The sequence below is a fragment of the Wielerella bovis genome, assembly GCF_022354465.1.
GTDB classification, from domain to species: domain Bacteria; phylum Pseudomonadota; class Gammaproteobacteria; order Burkholderiales; family Neisseriaceae; genus Wielerella; species Wielerella bovis.
The window spans coordinates 1837965-1853536 of sequence record NZ_CP092361.1 but is presented as its reverse complement, the minus strand read 5'-3'; the positions used below and the strand labels follow the sequence as shown (position 1 = coordinate 1853536).

The following is a 15572-nucleotide window of genomic DNA, read 5'->3' as shown; positions in this document are numbered from 1 at the left end:
ATATGTCTGCGCGTTTTGCGATACTATCGCTTTGAACTGCGCTCAAATCTGGGGGGGGGCAAAGGTTTCAGCCTGAAAACAAATTTTCAGGCTGCCTTTTTATTCTATTACAACCAATCTCGCTCATTTGCCAGCAAGTCTTCCAGCGTTTCACGTTTACGCACCAATCGCGCCGTATCGCCATTAACCAACACTTCCGCCGCCCGACAACGCGCATTGTAATTGCTCGCCATACTCGCCGCATACGCCCCCGCGCTGCGAACCAGCAACAAATCGCCTTGTTGCGCCGCGATTTTGCGCTCCTTGCCGATAAAATCGCCCGTTTCACAAATCGCACCGACCACATCTGCCACAATTTCAGGCTGCCCATTTTCCGCTGCATTTTCAATATGATGATAGGCTTGATACAAAGCAGGGCGCATCAAATCATTCATCGCTGCATCCACTACCACAAAATTTTTCTCTTCGCCATGTTTCACATATTCCACGCGCGTTACCAGTGTGCCAGCATTACCGACCAAACTGCGCCCTGGTTCCAACACCAGCGATAAATTGCGTCCTGCCAACATTTTTTCCACCGCCGCCGCATATTGCGCCAAATCGGGTACATTTTCATCTTTATAAACAATACCGACGCCACCACCTAAATCAATATGTTCAAAAACAATACCTTGTGTTGCTAATTTGTCCACTAAATTCAACATACGCTCACAAGCTTCTACCAATGGCGACAAATCGGTTAATTGTGAACCAATGTGGCAATCAATACCGACAATGCGTAGATTTTTCAGGCTGCGTGCGTGTTGATAGGCACGTTCCGCATCTGCCATCGCAATGCCAAATTTATTGGCTTTTAAACCTGTGGAAATATAGGGGTGCGTTTTCGCGTCCACATCGGGATTGATACGCAAGGAAATCGGTGCGATTTTACCCAAACGTGCTGCAACTTCGTTCAATCTGTCTAATTCGGGCAGACTTTCCACGTTGAAACATTTGATGCCTGCATTGAGCGCAAATTCCATTTCGGCAACGGTTTTACCCACGCCCGAAAAAATGATTTTGCTGGCATCTCCACCTGCCGCCAACACGCGTGCAATTTCGCCACCTGATACGGTATCAAAACCGCTGCCTAATTGAGCGAAGTGTTTGATAATACTCAAATTGCCATTGGCTTTCACGGCATAACAAATCAGCGGACGGCAGCCTGAAAATGCGTGTACATAATTTTGATAAGCTTGTGTCAGCGCGTTTTGGCTGTACACATAAAGTGGCGTGTCGTATTGTTCGGCAAGTTGGGCAAAGGGCAGGTGTTCGCAAAGTTTGGTCATATTAACTCTCTGAATTTAAAAATAAAAATAAGGATAGCATAAAGATGAAGTGTCTTCTAATTCCCATGCAAAATAGCGGGTTATTTTTTGTATCGCAAGACTTTCGGTTTCGGCTTGGCATTGATTCAAAATGCGTTTAATCAATATTAATAATTCTGGAAAATCAAAAGATTGGATAATAATCATGTGCCGACCTGATTGTGGTTTATCCAAATGATGCGCTAACCATTTGGGGCTGCAAACAGCGACATTAAATGTATCCATGCTCGTTTTTCCTGCAAAACCAATTTTTAAGATGAGCAAAATGCAAAAATTATCTCGGATTTCGGGTGGGAATTCAGTTAAATCGTAATCAAGACAACTGATTTTTTTTAATTCGGGTATCAACATTTGTTATCTTTCAGGCAGCCTGAAAATTATTTCGGTGTCATGTTTATTGGTTCGCTTGTCGTTTGTGGCGTTGGACGGCGGAAATCAATGCCTGTTTGAATCACGCCAAAATGCGCGTCATCGTTTTCTTTGGGTAAATATAAATCTCCTTTGAAACCGCAGGCGGTTAGTGTGGCAAGTGTGCCAAGCAAAATTATTTTATTCATCATGAAACTTTCTTTTCAGGCTGCCTGAAAACTGGCAAAATGTTCGCCATTTTAAAACATTTACAACATTTGGACACATAAAATCATGACCGAAACTGAATTTTTGCAACATTCTGATGCGCTTTTTGCCCATATTGAAGATGAGTTGGATGATTACGATTTGGATTGTTTGCTGGCGGGCAATGTGCTGACGATTGAAGCGGACGATGGCACGCAAATCATTGTTAATCGCCACACGCCCAATCAGGAATTGTGGATTGCGGCGAAAAGTGGTGGCTACCATTTTGCCGAAAAAGATGGTGTGTGGTTTTCCACGCGCGAACAACGTGAATTTTTTGAGGTTTTGAACGAAGCTTTGAGTGCCGCAGTTGGGGAAGAAGTGTGCGTGGCGGTTTTTCAGGCAGCCTGAAAATCGTATTTTTCTAAAATAAATAATTGAAATAAGGCAGCCTGAAAGCTATTTTGACTCGTTTCAGGCTGCCTTTTGTGATGAAATTACACATCTGGTTCATATTGCAAAAAACGCGCTATGTGTTCCGCTGACACTTTTCGCGCAAACCACGCACCTTCACGTTGCGCTGCCCACAAATCATCCAGAGTTAAAAAATCGGGGTGATTGGCAGCAGCATCAGCAAAACGAATCAAGCGTTTATTTTGATTAATATGATGAAATTTATCGATATTTTGTGCCACAATGTATTGAAAAAAATGTTCATCTGGCACCAATTTTTTCTCAAAATACGCGGTGGCATCGCCCAAACTTTCGTTAAACAATAATTGCAAGGCGGCACGATTGGCAGAAAACCATTGGCTGCCCGATAGGCATATTTCCTTGCTGGGCAAAATTTTATCGGCAATTTTCAGGCTGCGTGTCAATATCTTGCCGATAAAATGGCGTTGCCAAGTGGTATCGGCGTGTGGTGCATTAAAACGGGTGCGATAGCGTAAGTGTGGCGTGTTTTCGCTGTGTAGCCAAATGGTGTTTTCAGGCTGCATGGCGCATTGTTCGGCAAGTTGCTCGGGTGATAATAAGGGTGCGCAATCTCCACTAATTAAATGAAAATATTGATTATTTTTGTTAGATAAGGCAGCCTGAAATAGGGCGAGCGTGGCTTCTATCATGGAAAATCCGCCCCAATTAACGGCAATGCGGTGGCGTAAAATATGAACATTAGGTAGATTTTTTAGGCTGTCTAATTTGATAAGCGGGGCGCGTGCATCGTAATGCAGATAATAATGTGCGTTTGGGTGGCGCAGGGCGAGCGTGCGAATGTGCAAGGGGGCGTGGTGGCAGAGAATCAGGTAGGCGTTGGACATGGCTGACAAATTGGGGGATTGATTGATGGGATTGTACGCTAAATTGTTGGCTGTGGTTAAAATATGTTCTGTCAAGGCAATCTGTTACAATGCTTGTGGGTTTCAGGCTGCCTGAAAAATATTGATTAAGAAAGGGAAATATCATGCACGAAATTCATTTATCAGGTACGGATAAAGCGGAAAAATATGAGCAATTATTGCCACAATTGCGTGGTTTAATTGAAGCGGATAGTGATTTGTTTATTGCGACTCTGGCGAATGTTTGCGCGGTGTTGAAAGAGCATTTTGGCTGGTTTTGGGTCGGGTTTTATTGGGTGGATACGGCGAAGAATGAGCTGATTCTCGCGCCATTTCAAGGTTCGATTGCGTGTACGCGTATTGCTAAAGGACGAGGTGTATGCGGGCAGGCGTGGGCGCAAAATCAAATTATGGTGGTGCCTGATGTGAACGCGCACCCTGACCATATTGCGTGTTCGTCTTTGTCGCAATCGGAAATTGTGTTGCCTGTTTACAATAAACGCGGCGAAATTGTCGGCGTGTTGGATATTGACCACACGGAATTGGCAACATTTGATGAGATAGATGCGCGTTATTTGCGTGAATTATGCGATGCGCTGACGGACGGTTTGAATGTACCTGAAATGGCGTAAATCGTTTTTTCAGACTGCTTTTATAAAATAGGCAGCCTGAAAAAATCTTGTTAAAACAATAATAAATATTAAGGCAGCCTGAAAATATGCAAAATAGTGAGAATAGTCAAAATGCAATACATCCACAGCCAGCCAGCCAGCCAGCCAGCCAGCCAGCCAATTATACCGTAGCAGTCATCACGCCTACCATCGGTCGTCCAGAAAACCATTTATATCCTTTCAGGCTGCCTATTTTTCCCATGCAGCCTGAAAAACAAATCATTCAAAAAATATGTATTTACACACCGAATTTATCCGCTTACTGGAACAACGCGGACACATTTTTCCCAGCGACCCCAACAGCATCACCGAATTGCTGCGCCACACCGATGGCGATATTCGCAGCAAACTCCATCGCCGCGCCCAATTAATAGACCGCGACCAACAACTTGCCAACCGCTTGACAACGCATCAACGCCGTTTACATTTTATGCTAACCGCAGCGAGCGTGATTTGGTTTGTGTTTGGTTTTATCGGCACATACGGCATGATGCAACAAGACAGCCTGAATTTTTTTCTGATTTTGTTTGCCGTACTCGGCATCAACACGCTGATGCTAATTGTGTGGTTATTGGGTTTGTGTCTCAACAAAACGCCAAATATGCCACACGCCGCGTTGTTTTCAGGCAGCCGTGATAGCATTGGGCAAACGCTCACCGAATTGTACACGCAAGCTGCCATGCAACCACGCGCCAAATGGACACGCGGTGCCATGAGTCATCGTTTGGCATTGTGTGGTTTGGGTGGCATGTTTGCTGCGGTTTTGTTACTGCTGATTGTGCGTCAATATCAGTTTAACTGGGAAAGCACGTTGCTCAATGGCAACCATTTTGCCCAAATTATTGCGGTGCTGGCATGGCTGCCGAGTAAATTGGGTTTTGCCGTGCCAACCGATGACATGGTACGCGCGGCACAAAATGCCTATCACGCGGAACACGCGGCGACTTGGGGCAGTTTGTTGCTGGGCAGTTTGCTGTGCTATGGCTGTTTACCGCGTTTGTTGGCGTGGGCAATTTGCGTGTATCAACGCCGTCAAAAGCAGCCTGAAATAGATTTAAATTTACCGTATTATCAAAATATCAGCCAAAAATGGCAGCAAAAAATTGTGGATGATGCCAGCGATTATCGTGCCGATGACATTCCACACATTGCACCCAAAATTTCATTGGACGCACAGGGCGCACGATGGGCGATTGTGTTAGATGCACCGCCAAAAAATCCGCAATGGTTTGAGCAAATTTTGGGGCAAGATTGGGTAAACAAAGGCGTGTTAGCGGAACGCGGCGATGTGGCAATTTTGTTGGATGAATTGGCGCAACAATCGGTGCAATTATTGGTGGGCGTGCGCGCGCATCATGTACCAGACCGCGGCGTGATGCGGACGCTGACAAAATTGGCGCAAGCGGCACAAGCGGGCATAGTGGTGCAGTTTTTGCATGATGATGTGGATGCGATCAATATGGAAATTGTGGTGCAATGGCGAGAAATCTTGTCGCAACATGGTTGGGCGTGGTTAGAATAAATAAAAGGCAGCCTGAAACTTTTTCAGGCTGCCTTTTTTATTTATCAGCATTATCTGCCAAAATTTTCTTAAACACAGGTTCGGGAACATAGCGATGAACGATTTCGCGCCAACCTTTTGGTCCAACCAAACCTTTGACCATAGTGGAAGAAATTTCGGCAATTTCTCGTGGGGGCATCAAAAACACGGTTTGGATGGAAGGTTGCAAATCGGCGTTGATGTAGCGAATGGCGCGTTCATATTCGTAATCGCTGGCGGAACGGATGCCGCGTACAATGAAATCTGCACCAACATCGTAGGCATAATTTACCAAATACTCGTATTCAAATGAGGCAACTTGGACATTTGAAAAGGGCTGGCATATTTCTTCTAGGATTTGTTTGCGTTCGGCTAGGGTGTAGTTGCTGCGTTTGTCGGGATTAACACCAATGGCAACAATCAGTTCATCAAACAGTTGTTGTGCTTCGGTTATCATCCATAAATGCCCATTGGTGGGCGGGTCAAAGCTGCCTGCGTACACGGCGCGGCGAGTGGGTTTATTTGGCATGGTGGGTTTGTGAATATGATATAGAATGGATAAGGGTAAGTGTTGTTTAACTTGCCGTCAAATAAAATTGGGTTTCAGGCTGCTTTTTGTTTTTTGTTATATGAGGAAGGGCAGCCTGAAAACGCGTAGGTTGGATACTCATATCTGATATTTCAAATCAAAATAAATATTTAATTCAAGAATCTGACCTATTTTTGTTTTATTGGGACACTATTTTAAATGACTATTTTTGCTGCTGATATAAATCTGCCAAGCTGGTGTTCAAATGGTGGACACAGGTTTGCATTTTTTCACGCAAAATAGGATTGTTGCCGTGTTTATCATGGGTGTCGTATACAAATAAAGCAAATAAATCAGATAGTAAAATGTTTTCAGGCTGCCTATTGAGTTGCCAACCGTATTTTAAACGTTGAACATAGCCGTGTTTTTCTAAATGTTGCAATATGCGTTCTATGCGGTCGTAGCCAATGTTGAGCTGTTGGCGAAAGTGGCGGACGCGGAGAAATTCTTCGGTGTAATAAGTGTGAGTGAGTAAGAGCATCATGCTGATGACATCATCAAATAAGGTGTGGGCATCGGTGCGTTCAAATGCGCCGCCGTGCCAATAGTTGCTGCATGCGGTAAGTAATGCACCTGTTAATACAATTGTCCACAGTAAGTGGAGCCAGATGAGAAATACGGGGACAACGGCAAATGCGCCATATACCAGTTCGTAACTATTAAAGTGGCGCAGATAAACGCCAAACCCCCATTTTGCGCCTTCTAAACAAATAGCGGTAAGTAATGCACCGCTGAATGCGTGGCGCAAGGGAACGTGGCTATTGGGAACGGTGCGATACAGTAAAGCCAAAGCCAAAGTGTCTAATGCAATTTGCCACGCGCTTTTCAGGCTGCCTGAAAATAGGGGATATTCTCGGGCTAAACTGTCAAACGGTAAAATAATGGCGGAAAGGGTTAGGCTGATACCTGTGCCAAGTGGGACGAGTATCAATAGGGCAATATAGGCTGGTAAGCGTATCCACCATGAACGTTGTTGTCGTACTGCCCAAATGCGGTTGAATATTTGTTCAATGGTTTGTATCAGCATTAAGACGGTAATCAGCATGGCGATGATGCCGATGGTGGTGAGTTTGCCTGCTTGTAATTTGAAAGTTTCCAAATAATCACTGACCGCTGTTGCGCCACTAGGAACGATGATGCTGTTTACAAAGTTTAAAAAAGCCGTAACGAGGTCATCAAACATGGGAAATGCGGTAACGACAACCAGCATAATCGCCAAAACAGGTACCAATGCCAGCAGCGTGGTAAAGGTTAAACTGCCTGCTGCTTGCGTGATACCTGTTTCGTCAAATCTTCGCCAAATAAATCGCGCAAAATTGAAACTGCGCGCATTTTTCAGGCTGCCTAATCGGGATTGCATGATTAAATAGAAAAATCTTCAATGGCGGGCGCATACATCAAATGATTGATGCGGTCGCGTGTTAAACTTGGGTGTAATAATTGCATAAAATCATAAGCATAGCCACGCAATAAAGCATCGCCACGCAATAGGATTTTGTATTCGCATGGTTCAAATAAATGCCCAATGTCTCGCATCGCTAAATCTGTATCCATTGTGGTATGGAATGCGGTATCGTCCAATAAACCTATGCCTAAGCCTAAGCGAACATATTGTTTCAAAATCGCGCTGTCATCGGAAGTAAATACCGTTTGCGCGGCTAATTTGGCGCGTGCAAATGCTCGTGCTGCCGCTGAACCTGTGTCAAATGTAAAATCATAGGTCAGCAAAGGATGGGCAGCGATGTCTGTTAAAGTGATGTGGGATTGATGCGCCAATTTATGTTCATGCGGCAGTATCAAGACATATCGCCATGCGCTGTAAGATAATTTGCGTAGTTCTGTGGCATTTTGTGGTACATCTTTGCCTACGCCTAAATCGGCTTCTCCATTGAACACCATTTCGGCAATTTCAGCGGGCGAACCTTGTTTTAAAATCAAACGCACATCGGGATAGGCTGCCTGAAAAGCAGAAATGGTTTCAGGCAGCCTGAAACGTAAGAGTGAATGCGTAGCAGCAATGGTTAATACACCTGATTGTGTATCAGAAAACTCGCCGCCAATGTTTTTAATATTTTGTACATTGCGTAAAATTTGTTCTGCCGTTTCCAAGATTTTGACACCTGCTTGCGTTACCGCGACAATGCGTTTACCGCTGCGGATAAAAATCTGTGTCCCCAATTCTTCTTCCAGTAAACGAATTTGTTTAGATACCCCTGGTTGCGAAGTAAACAAAGCATCGGCAGCATCGGATACATTTAAATTACGACGGAAAACTTCCACCGCATAACGCAACTGTTGCAATTTCATAGGTTTTCTTTCTTGTTAAGCATGTGCAAAAACAGCCTTGTTTGCAAAAGGCAACAAGGCTGAATCGGGCATAATACGATTAATTAAGCAGTCGCCGCATCAAAACGTGCTTGAACTTTATCCCAGTTTACAACATTCCAAAATTCTTTAATGTAGTCAGGGCGACGGTTTTGGAATTTCAAATAGTAAGCATGTTCCCAAACATCCAATACCATCAACGGCGTGCCTTCGCAACCTGCAATCGCTTTACCCATTAATGGGCTGTCTTGGTTTGGCGTAGAAACAATTTCCAATTTGCCATTGTTCAATACCAACCATGCCCAACCTGATGCAAAACGAGTTTGCGCCGCTTTTTCAAATTGCTCTTTGAATGTGTCTACGCTACCAAAATCACGTTCAATAGCTGCTTTCAGGTTGCCTGATAAGGTTGTACCGACTTTCAAGTTTTCCCAGAAGAAAGAATGGTTTGCATGACCGCCTACATTGTTACGAACAGGCATTTGTTTATCCGCTGGCAATTCAGCGACACGCGAAATGATTTCTTCGGCAGACAAATTGTGGTATTCAGCAGGCAAACTTTCAACCGCTGCATTAGCATTGTTTACATAGGTTTGATGATGTTTGCTGTGGTGGATTTCAACAGTTTGTGCATCGTAAAATGGTTCTAACGCATCGTAAGCAAAACCCAATTCTGGAAGAGTGAATGCCATTTTGTGTTCCTTATGTGTGGTTGTTTTCAAAACTGGCATGATAGCGTTATACAGCTATTTCGGCAAGTTCTAGGCAGCCTGAAAAGGCTTGGGTTTTGCTATAAAAAGAATTGGCAGTTTTTATTGCGCAAAGTGTATTGTGTTTTGAATATTGTGATAAATATGAATTTTTATTTTCAGGCTGCCTATTTCGGTAGGCAGCCTGAAAACAAGAAAATGAATTTCTTACGCAACTGAATAGGGGGGGATACTTAAATATTCTATTTTTTATTTCGCAGGGACTGTAATTATTTATATAAGTATTTATAAAATAAAATATATTTATAAAATGCCACGTCCAAATAAACAATCTTGTTTGCCACTACCAGAAATGAAATTTTATGCTACAATCCAAACAACTTTTTCCATCTATATCAAAATAGGAAGCAGAAAATGGCGTTGATTGTACAAAAATATGGTGGCACTTCGGTTGGTTCTGCCGAGCGAATCAAAAATGTTGCCAATCGCGTGAAAAAAGCGCGAGATGAGGGTCATGATGTCGTGGTGGTGGTGTCTGCCATGAGTGGCGAAACCAACCGCTTGGTCGCGTTAGCACACGAAATGCAAGAATTTCCTGACCCACGTGAATTAGACGTGGTGTTGGCAACGGGCGAGCAAGTTACCATTGGTTTGTTGGCAATGGCGTTGAAAAATATTGGCGTAGATGCAAAGAGTTACACAGGTTGGCAAGTTGCTGTGAAAACCGATACGGCACACACCAAAGCTCGTATTGAAGACATTAATAGCGAAAAAATGCTGGCAGATTTAAACGCTGGACGTGTCGTGATTGTGGCAGGTTTCCAAGGTATCAGCACCGAAGGCAATATTGCTACTTTGGGACGCGGTGGTTCGGATACATCGGCGGTGGCATTGGCAGCAGCGTTAAAAGCAGACGAATGCCAAATCTATACCGATGTGGACGGTGTTTATACTACTGACCCGCGTGTTGTTCCCGAAGCCAAACGAATGGATACCATCACTTTTGAAGAAATGTTGGAATTGGCAAGTTTGGGCAGCAAGGTTTTGCAAATTCGTTCAGTGGAATTTGCAGGTAAATACAAAGTTCGTTTGCGCGTATTGAGTAGCCTGCAAGATGGTGGCGATGGAACATTAATTACTTTTGAGGAAGATGAAAACATGGAAAGAGCAGTAGTGGCTGGTGTGGCATTTGATAAAAACCAAGCGCGCATTAATGTGCGAGGCGTGCCCGATAAACCAGGGATTGCATACCAAATTTTGGGCGCTGTGGCAGATGCAAACATTGATGTAGATATGATTATTCAAAATGTAGGCAACGAAGACACGACTGATTTTTCTTTTACCGTACCACGCGGTGATTATAAACACACTTTGGATTTATTAGGCAGCCTGAAAGATTCTATTGGCGCAACCGAAGTAAGTGGCGATGATGCGGTATGTAAAGTGTCTATCGTGGGTTTAGGTATGCGTTCACATGTGGGCGTGGCAGCACAAATGTTCCGTGCATTGGCAGCTGAAAGCATCAATTTGCAAATGATTTCTACCTCTGAAATCAAAGTTTCTGTGTTGATTGATGAAAAATACATGGAATTAGCAACACGCGTGTTGCACAAAGAATTTGATTTGGATAAATAGTTTTCAGGCTGCCTGAAATTAAATTTCTTTTTTGAACAATTATATAAAAAATAATATCAAAAGATGATTTGACAAATTTCAGGCTTCCTGTATAATGCAAGCATTCATTCCCTGATAGCTCAGTCGGTAGAGCGACGGACTGTTAATCCGCAGGTCGCTGGTTCGAGCCCAGCTCGGGGAGCCAAATTTAAACCGCCTAAGCATTTGTTTAGGCGGTTTTCTTTTTACATATTATTTTGCTGTGTATCCATTGCGTGCTATACAAATACCATAGTCGTTTGAAATTATAGTGAATTCAATTTAAACCAGTACAGCGTTGCCAGCTCCCTTATGTGTAGAAATAAACCGAGTTGTTTACACAACAGGTTGAGAAAAATAAGCTTGTAACACTTCAAATGGCGTATCGCCATTTAAGGAACTGTGCGGCTTTACAGTATTATAAAAATTCACAAAACGACATAATTCCTTTTGCCGATGCAATGGATCAGTAAACTCTGTTTTCTCATACCACATCTGCATAATCGTTCGTATTACGCGTTCCGCTTTGCCATTGGTTTGTGGACGTGCTGGGCGAGTGAATTTTTGATTGATATTGTTTTCAAAACACGCCACACCAAACGCATGATTTGCCGCACCTTTGTATTCACTACCATTATCTGAATAAATGCAGTCAATTTGGTATGGGCAAGGCTCTATGACTTGTTCAGTTAGAAATTTAGCCGCACTTGTAGCAGTTTTATCAGGCAAAATGGCAGCATACAACTCACGAGAAAAATCATCAATAGCAACAAACAGATACTCACGTTTATCCGTTGCTTTTTGTCCTTTAAGTAAAGGTAAGCGTTTGGTATCTACATGTACCATTTCGCCAGGATAAGATTTATTGTATCGTTGTGCTTGCTTTTTGAGTTTCTCTTGAATTTCTCGTTCTACTTTGGCTAATCGTTTCATACCGTATTTTGCTTGTTTGAAACGATTGTTGGTGCTGTTTTGCGGTTTAAGTAGGCGAAGACGAGCGGCTTTCAGTACACGATAAATGGTTTGGCGACTAACCATAAAACGGCGAGCCAGTGAAGTAACGCTTTCTTTGTTTTGCGTATAAGCTAGCCAAATGGCTTGACGATGGTGTGGGGTAAGGCGAGTGTTCTTATGGATATTCATGGCAGTATTGTCTTTCAATACTGTAAACAACGCTAGTAATTTCTACACCTTATGTACTAGGTGTACACGGCGGTCGCTGTCGCCTTGTCCTGATTTAAATTGAATTCACTATAGTTGTGGAGCATGAAAAATGTCGGATCCAAGAATTTGGTCTGCACTTTGGGGTTTGGCAAAAGTTTCAGATTGGAATATCTTTTCAGGCAGCCTGAAAAATATAAATTTAATGGAAAATGTTGTAGAGTATGTAAGCAAGCGTTAAAATCCGCACCTGTTTATTTTTTAAAAGTTGCATCACATGAAAGTCATTGGCGATATTCTTCCTTTTTCACGTATTGTGCTGGACTTGGAAACCAGCAGCAAAAAACGCTTGTTTGAACAAGTGGCAGAAATGCTGGAAAGTGAATCTGGGCTTCCCAAAGAAATGATTTTTGACTGTTTATTTGCGCGTGAAAAACTCGGTTCAACAGGTTTGGGGCAAGGTGTTGCTATTCCACATGGACGCTCCTCTTGCGTGCAAAATGTAACAGGTTTGTTTGCACGTTTAAAAGAGCCTGTGGGATTTGATGCTCCCGATGGCAAAGCAGTTTCATTGGTATTTGTCTTACTCGTACCCGAACAAGCGACAGGTGAACATTTGGAAATTCTGTCGCATTTGGCAAGCAAATTCTCGGATAAGCACATTCGTGATGAACTGCTGCATGCTGATAAAGAAACCGTGCATCGTCTATTATTAAGCGAAGCATAATTTTTCAGGCTGCCTCATCATCAAAAGGCAGCCTGAAAATATAAAAAACCTGTATTCTCATCTTTTGAATACAGGTCTTTATTTTAATTGACATATTTTCAGGATATTTATGTTTTCTTGGCTAAAATGCTCGCGTACTCCCGCACAAATCATGAAACGTCGTATCAACTTATGGCTACCCTTGTTGTTTTCAGGCATTGTCATCACCGAAATTGCCGAAGATTTTACCGCAGTCAAAGGTAAAATGAAAAATTGGAAACTTACCAAAAATATGCATGGTAGCCAATTTGGTGGCAGTTTATTCAAGTTTACCGACCCGATTTATGCCATGATGCTGCAAAATATTTTGGGAAAATCCTATTATGTGTGGGACAAAGAAGCCCATATTGATTTTGTCAAAGCCGCATACGGCGAAGTTTTTTTGGAATGCCGTTTAAGTCATGCAGAAATTGACGCAATAAAAAATGCGGCTGCCAATGGCGAAAAACATTTGCCCGAATTTACCGTGCGTTTATTTGATGCTCACAATGAAACCATCGCCATAGCCAAACGCATTGTTTATGTGCGATTAAAACGCGAACATCGTCCATAATGATTATGCAGCCTGAAAATAAAAAAATACTTTCAGGCTGCCTTTTGTTTTTTAATTTTCATATAATTCATCATATTCTTCACACACTTATGTTGTATTTCAAAAAAATAACCATCTATACCAGCATCATCTTGCTTGCTGCGTGTCAAACCACGCTACCTGATTTATCCAACCGCACACCAAGTATTTATATTCCCACCGTGCGTGCCGAAAAACTGGAACGCGCTTTGCAATTACCACCACTAACTGCTGCTGACACAAAAGCACAATCAGACGAATCCAGCAGCGAACCCAAATTCAACGCGCATACTTATATCTTGGATAACGCACAAGATGCGTTTGCCGCGCGTATCAAATTGATAGAAAATGCAGAAACATCTATTGATACGCAATATTATATTTGGCATAACGATATTTCAGGCAGCCTATTGTTGCAAAAACTCTATCAAGCAGCAGAACGTGGCGTGCGTGTGCGCTTGTTGCTGGATGATAACAATACGCGCGGCATGGATGATGTGTTGATGGTCATGAATCAACACCCGAAAATTGAAGTGCGGCTATTCAATCCATTTTTGAATCGGCGTTGGCGCGCATTGGGTTATCTACATGATTTTCCACGCGTTAATCGCCGTATGCACAATAAATCACTGACAGCGGATAATCGTGCCAGCATCATTGGTGGACGCAATATTGGTGATGAATATTTTGATGTGGGCGATGAAACCGTATTTTCGGATGTGGACGTGTTGGTCAGTGGCGGCATTGTTACGCGCATTTCGCAGGAATTTGACCGTTATTGGCGCAGTCAATCTGCTTATCCCATTGAAAGTATTGTTAAAAAATATAATATTGTGCGTGGCGAAGAAAAATTGCGCTTGGATTATGAAAAAAATCCTGTGTTGCAACATTATCAACAAACTTTGCAAGTAGCACCCATTATTCAGGCTGCATCGGGCGCAGGTGTGCCGTATATTGCGGCGCAAGCACAATTGGTCAGCGATGACCCCGCCAAAGCATTAGACCGTGATGTGCAAGTGGATATTAATGCGGAAATGCGTCGCGCTTTGGGTACGCCACAACGCGAAATGTATTTGGTTAGTCCATATTTTGTGCCAACTCAATCGGGTGTCGCAATATTGCGTGATTTGGAACAACAAGGTGTGACAACTACGGTTTTGACCAATTCTTTACGCGCAACCGATGTTGCAGCGGTACATTCGGGTTATTTGCGTTATCGCAAGCCATTATTGCAATCGGGTGTGAAATTGTATGAATTAAAATCGGATGGCAGTCAATATACATTACGCGACAAGGGTTTAACGGGCAGCTCGTCCACCAGTTTGCACACCAAAACATTTATTGTGGACAAGGAACGCATGTTTGTTGGCTCGTTTAATCTTGACCCACGCTCGGCACGCTTGAATACGGAAATGGGCTTGGTGTTACATAATCCGCAACTGGCACAGCAAATGGAGCAGCGTTTGCATGAGCAAGCACAACATAATGCGTATCACGTTAGTCTAAACGAACAAGGTAAATTGCAATGGTATGACCCGCAAAACGCTGATGCACCGCCCAGTCATCGTGAACCCGAAGCGAGTTTTTGGAAACGTGCAATTAGCCGAGTTTTGTCGTGGTTACCGATTGAACGTTTGTTATAAATAAGGCAGCCTGAAAACAAAAAAATCATGTTTTCAGGCTGCCTTAATTTATATTTATTTGATTTATAAGTATATTTAAACTAAATCATACGCCATACCCTATTTTTGATAAAGGTTTCTACCTTAATTGTTTTAATTATGGTTATAATGGATTAACAGCCAATGAAAAGAACAAACATACTACTACTACGTTGTATCGTATGATTTTATTTTCATTGACACGATTTTATTCAATCATATCCTTTTGAAAGGAAAGAAAATGTCTCAATCTGTGATTACTGTTATTGGCAAAGACCGTGTTGGCATTGTGTATGATGTTGCTAAATTATTGGCGGCAAACCAAATTAATATTGTAAACATCAGCCAACAACTGATGAACGATTTTTTTACGATGGTTATTTTGGTGGATACCAGCAAATGCTCTAAATCGCCTACCGAATTAGCCGACTTGTTCAGTCAAGAAAGCGAAAAACTCGCGCTGCAAATCCGCATTCAACACGAAGATATTTTTAACGCCATGCATCGTATTTAAGAACCTGTATTCACAATCTTAATAACTTATTTTTATCGCCACTTTATGCACCTACTGCGTTAACTGTTCATGCCAATATGTTCAATATTGACATGAAAAGTCGCCTTGTATCCGCAAAAATTGGCAATACAATCAAGCAATCAATCTTATGA

19 protein-coding genes and 1 tRNA gene are annotated in these 15572 nt (G+C 42.7%); 11 read left to right on the top strand and 9 right to left on the bottom strand.

From position 1 onward, the window contains the following. Positions 1-107: 107 nt before the first annotated feature. Genes lysA through lptM form a run of 3 tightly spaced genes read right to left on the bottom strand, consistent with a single transcriptional unit; the run spans position 108 to position 1924 of the window. Positions 108-1328 carry a diaminopimelate decarboxylase gene (gene lysA / locus MIS45_RS09050; protein ID WP_249450286.1) on the bottom strand — a complete coding sequence of 407 codons (1221 nt, stop codon included), beginning with the start codon at positions 1326-1328 and terminating at the stop codon, positions 108-110. A gap of 15 nt (positions 1329-1343) precedes the next feature. Beyond that, complete coding sequence (locus tag MIS45_RS09045; protein ID WP_249450285.1) at positions 1344-1718, bottom strand: Imm8 family immunity protein; 375 nt, start codon at positions 1716-1718, stop codon at positions 1344-1346. A gap of 26 nt (positions 1719-1744) precedes the next feature. Further along, positions 1745-1924: an LPS translocon maturation chaperone LptM gene (gene lptM, locus MIS45_RS09040; RefSeq protein WP_430472168.1), complete on the bottom strand. Its 180-nt coding sequence runs from the start codon at positions 1922-1924 to the stop codon at positions 1745-1747. Between the two features lie 82 nt (positions 1925-2006). Here lptM and cyaY point away from each other — a divergent pair, with 82 nt between their 5' ends. Then, entirely contained in the window at positions 2007-2333 is a 327-nt protein-coding gene (cyaY, locus tag MIS45_RS09035; protein WP_249449581.1) for an iron donor protein CyaY, read from the top strand. 86 nt (positions 2334-2419) lie between these two features. On the opposite strand, the gene MIS45_RS09030 is transcribed toward cyaY, so the two are convergent. After that, positions 2420-3316, bottom strand: coding sequence for a beta-1,6-N-acetylglucosaminyltransferase (locus MIS45_RS09030; protein WP_249450283.1), 897 nt, complete (start codon positions 3314-3316; stop codon positions 2420-2422). A 68-nt stretch (positions 3317-3384) separates the two neighbouring features. Here MIS45_RS09030 and MIS45_RS09025 point away from each other — a divergent pair, with 68 nt between their 5' ends. From MIS45_RS09025 to MIS45_RS09015, 3 genes are all read left to right on the top strand, one after another. Beyond that, entirely contained in the window at positions 3385-3891 is a 507-nt protein-coding gene (locus MIS45_RS09025) for a GAF domain-containing protein (RefSeq protein WP_249450282.1), read from the top strand. Between the two features lie 86 nt (positions 3892-3977). Next, complete coding sequence (locus MIS45_RS09020; protein WP_249450281.1) at positions 3978-4301, top strand: hypothetical protein; 324 nt, start codon at positions 3978-3980, stop codon at positions 4299-4301. A gap of 59 nt (positions 4302-4360) precedes the next feature. Then, positions 4361-5452, top strand: coding sequence for a DUF2868 domain-containing protein (locus MIS45_RS09015; RefSeq protein WP_346766871.1), 1092 nt, complete (start codon positions 4361-4363; stop codon positions 5450-5452). 37 nt (positions 5453-5489) lie between these two features. Here the strand turns inward: MIS45_RS09015 and coaD are convergent, their stop codons facing one another. The 4 genes from coaD to MIS45_RS08995 all read right to left on the bottom strand — a co-directional run bounded on the left by coaD (position 5490) and on the right by MIS45_RS08995 (position 9076). Next, on the bottom strand, positions 5490-5999 hold the full coding sequence (gene coaD, locus MIS45_RS09010; protein ID WP_249442295.1) for a pantetheine-phosphate adenylyltransferase: 510 nt from the start codon (positions 5997-5999) through the stop codon (positions 5490-5492). A gap of 223 nt (positions 6000-6222) precedes the next feature. Then, complete coding sequence (locus tag MIS45_RS09005; protein WP_249450280.1) at positions 6223-7419, bottom strand: YihY family inner membrane protein; 1197 nt, start codon at positions 7417-7419, stop codon at positions 6223-6225. A gap of 2 nt (positions 7420-7421) precedes the next feature. Beyond that, positions 7422-8366, bottom strand: a complete 945-nt coding sequence (locus MIS45_RS09000) for a LysR substrate-binding domain-containing protein (protein ID WP_249450279.1) — start codon at positions 8364-8366, stop codon at positions 7422-7424. Between the two features lie 83 nt (positions 8367-8449). Then, entirely contained in the window at positions 8450-9076 is a 627-nt protein-coding gene (locus MIS45_RS08995; protein WP_249450278.1) for a Fe-Mn family superoxide dismutase, read from the bottom strand. Positions 9077-9508: 432 nt separating this feature from the next. Here MIS45_RS08995 and MIS45_RS08990 point away from each other — a divergent pair, with 432 nt between their 5' ends. Together MIS45_RS08990 and MIS45_RS08985 are read left to right on the top strand one after the other, a co-directional pair. After that, positions 9509-10729: an aspartate kinase gene (locus MIS45_RS08990; RefSeq protein ID WP_249445681.1), complete on the top strand. Its 1221-nt coding sequence runs from the start codon at positions 9509-9511 to the stop codon at positions 10727-10729. A gap of 108 nt (positions 10730-10837) precedes the next feature. Beyond that, a tRNA-Asn gene (locus MIS45_RS08985) sits at positions 10838-10913 on the top strand. A gap of 170 nt (positions 10914-11083) precedes the next feature. Here the strand turns inward: MIS45_RS08985 and MIS45_RS08980 are convergent. Continuing rightward, on the bottom strand, positions 11084-11890 hold the full coding sequence (locus MIS45_RS08980; protein ID WP_249445581.1) for an integrase core domain-containing protein: 807 nt from the start codon (positions 11888-11890) through the stop codon (positions 11084-11086). Between the two features lie 130 nt (positions 11891-12020). On the opposite strand from MIS45_RS08980, the gene MIS45_RS11400 reads away from it, so the two are divergent. The 5 genes from MIS45_RS11400 to MIS45_RS08960 all read left to right on the top strand — a co-directional run bounded on the left by MIS45_RS11400 (position 12021) and on the right by MIS45_RS08960 (position 15420). After that, positions 12021-12149: a hypothetical protein gene (locus tag MIS45_RS11400; RefSeq protein ID WP_283397417.1), complete on the top strand. Its 129-nt coding sequence runs from the start codon at positions 12021-12023 to the stop codon at positions 12147-12149. Positions 12150-12185: 36 nt separating this feature from the next. Further along, a complete protein-coding gene (ptsN, locus tag MIS45_RS08975; RefSeq protein ID WP_249442290.1) occupies positions 12186-12635 on the top strand; it encodes a PTS IIA-like nitrogen regulatory protein PtsN in 450 nt (149 codons plus the stop codon). Positions 12636-12744: 109 nt separating this feature from the next. Continuing rightward, the gene (locus MIS45_RS08970) at positions 12745-13227 is read left to right on the top strand and encodes a DUF4442 domain-containing protein (protein ID WP_249450277.1); all 483 of its coding nucleotides are present in this window, start codon (positions 12745-12747) and stop codon (positions 13225-13227) included. An 89-nt stretch (positions 13228-13316) separates the two neighbouring features. Then, the gene (locus MIS45_RS08965) at positions 13317-14888 is read left to right on the top strand and encodes a phospholipase D family protein (protein ID WP_249450276.1); all 1572 of its coding nucleotides are present in this window, start codon (positions 13317-13319) and stop codon (positions 14886-14888) included. A gap of 259 nt (positions 14889-15147) precedes the next feature. Further along, the gene (locus MIS45_RS08960) at positions 15148-15420 is read left to right on the top strand and encodes an ACT domain-containing protein (RefSeq protein WP_249450275.1); all 273 of its coding nucleotides are present in this window, start codon (positions 15148-15150) and stop codon (positions 15418-15420) included. The last annotated feature ends 152 nt before the right edge of the window (positions 15421-15572 follow it).

Bases quoted from the DNA above. Each gene is read 5' to 3' on its own strand.
- lysA (WP_249450286.1), bottom strand. From the start codon at position 1,328: ATGACCAAACTTTGCGAACACCTGCCCTTTGCCCAACTTGCCGAACAA.
- MIS45_RS09045 (WP_249450285.1), bottom strand. From the start codon at position 1,718: ATGTTGATACCCGAATTAAAAAAAATCAGTTGTCTTGATTACGATTTA.
- lptM (WP_430472168.1), bottom strand. From the start codon at position 1,924: ATGAATAAAATAATTTTGCTTGGCACACTTGCCACACTAACCGCCTGC.
- MIS45_RS09025 (WP_249450282.1), top strand. From the start codon at position 3,385: ATGCACGAAATTCATTTATCAGGTACGGATAAAGCGGAAAAATATGAG.
- MIS45_RS09020 (WP_249450281.1), top strand. From the start codon at position 3,978: ATGCAAAATAGTGAGAATAGTCAAAATGCAATACATCCACAGCCAGCC.
- MIS45_RS09015 (WP_346766871.1), top strand. From the start codon at position 4,361: ATGCTAACCGCAGCGAGCGTGATTTGGTTTGTGTTTGGTTTTATCGGC.
- coaD (WP_249442295.1), bottom strand. From the start codon at position 5,999: ATGCCAAATAAACCCACTCGCCGCGCCGTGTACGCAGGCAGCTTTGAC.
- MIS45_RS09005 (WP_249450280.1), bottom strand. From the start codon at position 7,419: ATGCAATCCCGATTAGGCAGCCTGAAAAATGCGCGCAGTTTCAATTTT.
- MIS45_RS09000 (WP_249450279.1), bottom strand. From the start codon at position 8,366: ATGAAATTGCAACAGTTGCGTTATGCGGTGGAAGTTTTCCGTCGTAAT.
- MIS45_RS08995 (WP_249450278.1), bottom strand. From the start codon at position 9,076: ATGGCATTCACTCTTCCAGAATTGGGTTTTGCTTACGATGCGTTAGAA.
- MIS45_RS08990 (WP_249445681.1), top strand. From the start codon at position 9,509: ATGGCGTTGATTGTACAAAAATATGGTGGCACTTCGGTTGGTTCTGCC.
- MIS45_RS08980 (WP_249445581.1), bottom strand. From the start codon at position 11,890: ATGAATATCCATAAGAACACTCGCCTTACCCCACACCATCGTCAAGCC.
- MIS45_RS11400 (WP_283397417.1), top strand. From the start codon at position 12,021: ATGTCGGATCCAAGAATTTGGTCTGCACTTTGGGGTTTGGCAAAAGTT.
- ptsN (WP_249442290.1), top strand. From the start codon at position 12,186: ATGAAAGTCATTGGCGATATTCTTCCTTTTTCACGTATTGTGCTGGAC.
- MIS45_RS08970 (WP_249450277.1), top strand. From the start codon at position 12,745: ATGTTTTCTTGGCTAAAATGCTCGCGTACTCCCGCACAAATCATGAAA.
- MIS45_RS08965 (WP_249450276.1), top strand. From the start codon at position 13,317: ATGTTGTATTTCAAAAAAATAACCATCTATACCAGCATCATCTTGCTT.
- MIS45_RS08960 (WP_249450275.1), top strand. From the start codon at position 15,148: ATGTCTCAATCTGTGATTACTGTTATTGGCAAAGACCGTGTTGGCATT.